This is a genomic window from Gemella haemolysans, assembly GCF_028308085.1.
Classification (GTDB): Bacteria; Bacillota; Bacilli; order Staphylococcales; family Gemellaceae; genus Gemella; species Gemella haemolysans_D.
The window spans coordinates 1-1,436 of the sequence record NZ_JAQMFS010000067.1; the positions used below are offsets into that span (position 1 = coordinate 1).

Annotated in this window: 1 protein-coding gene; it reads left to right on the forward strand. The window is 34.8% G+C overall.

The features are described from left to right. The first annotated feature begins 199 nt into the window (after positions 1-199). The gene (locus PNO30_RS05605; RefSeq protein ID WP_271966435.1) at positions 200-679 is read left to right on the forward strand and encodes a Csac_0668 family 2Fe-2S cluster-binding (seleno)protein; all 480 of its coding nucleotides are present in this window, start codon (positions 200-202) and stop codon (positions 677-679) included. The last annotated feature ends 757 nt before the right edge of the window (positions 680-1,436 follow it).

Genomic DNA, 1,436 nt, shown 5'->3' on the forward strand with positions numbered 1-1,436 from the left:
TTTCTTAAGTCTATATATCTCTATCCTATTTTCATCTGTTAATTTCATAATAAATAGCCCTCCAAAATTTGTCCAAATTTTGGGGGCTATTACCTAATTGATACAATCAAGGGGTATTTTTTAATTTAAAAACTATAAATGAAAATTGGTTGGGATTTACCTTGAATTAAATGGTTTTAAAGATATGGAGGTTATGTAATTGAAAGTTATTGATGAATGTTGCTGTGAATGTATCACACAAAATTTAAATAGAACAAAGGAGAGTTGCCCTGTCTGTAATAATGAAGGAGTAACAGTTAGTAGGATAACCGTTGAACACTTGGTGACAGATGATTATCGTAATGCCGTTGATGGAGATCAATATAAGATATGCATGAATGAGGACTGCGACGTTATTTACTATAACATAGATAAAGAAATAAAATTCTTAAAAGACCAAGTTAGGGTTCCTATCTGGTTTAAGAAAGATGCAGATCCTAAGTATGCTTGTTATTGCAGCAAAGTCACAGAAGATCAGGTAATTGAAGAAGTTGTAAAGCATGGTGCGAAAACCGTTAAAGAAGTAAATGCCATAACTGGAGCAATGAAAAATTCGCTTTGTAAGGGAAACAATCCTTTGGGGGTATGTTGTCATAAGATTATTCAGGAAGCCATTGATAAGGGATTAATCATGAAATGATTTGAGTTGATATGTTCTCACGAACAGACAAAACCGTTGATATCTTCCCACAAACGAGAGCCAATGTTGGATATGTTTCCGACTACGAGTGTGGATATGTTCCCCTTAACCATAGGGGTTGAAGCAGTTGTTTTAATGACAAGAGAGTAGACCGAAGCCGTTAATTACGAATGCTTTATGTGATAGCTGTCGTAGAGGAGTAGTAATACAGTAACAGAGAACCGCTGAGTGCGTGGTATTGCTACAGCGAACAAGAGGATGAAAATCCTGGTTTTAAGCTATTTTACAAGCATTTTGTATTTGTAGATAAAGGCAATTTTGACGTTAAAAAAGTCCTAAAAAGGCACATAGATGTAAATGTATTTGTAGATGTCGTTTGCGTATCGAAAAAATGAATACAACAATAAATATTTATCTTAAGTGGGAGTGACTCAAAAATCGTGATTTCAGAGAAATCGATTTTTTTAGAGTCACCCCCGCACAGTTTATTAGATATCTAAAAAGCTTTTATAAAGCGAATTTAGATATCAATAAACCACTGCACCTATGAGTTTTCATATGAACTTTGTTAAATTTTAGGACTTTTGGATCAGCCCCTTTTTTTTATTGGCTGTATAATAAATCCGGGGCATGGAAAAAACCATGCTCCAGATTTTAATTAAGGGCTTTAGCCAGTTGAGGAGGCGAAGTCTCCGAAACAAAAAACCACCCGCTATGCGGGTGCGAGACAAAAGTTAAACAATTGAAAAATCATCCT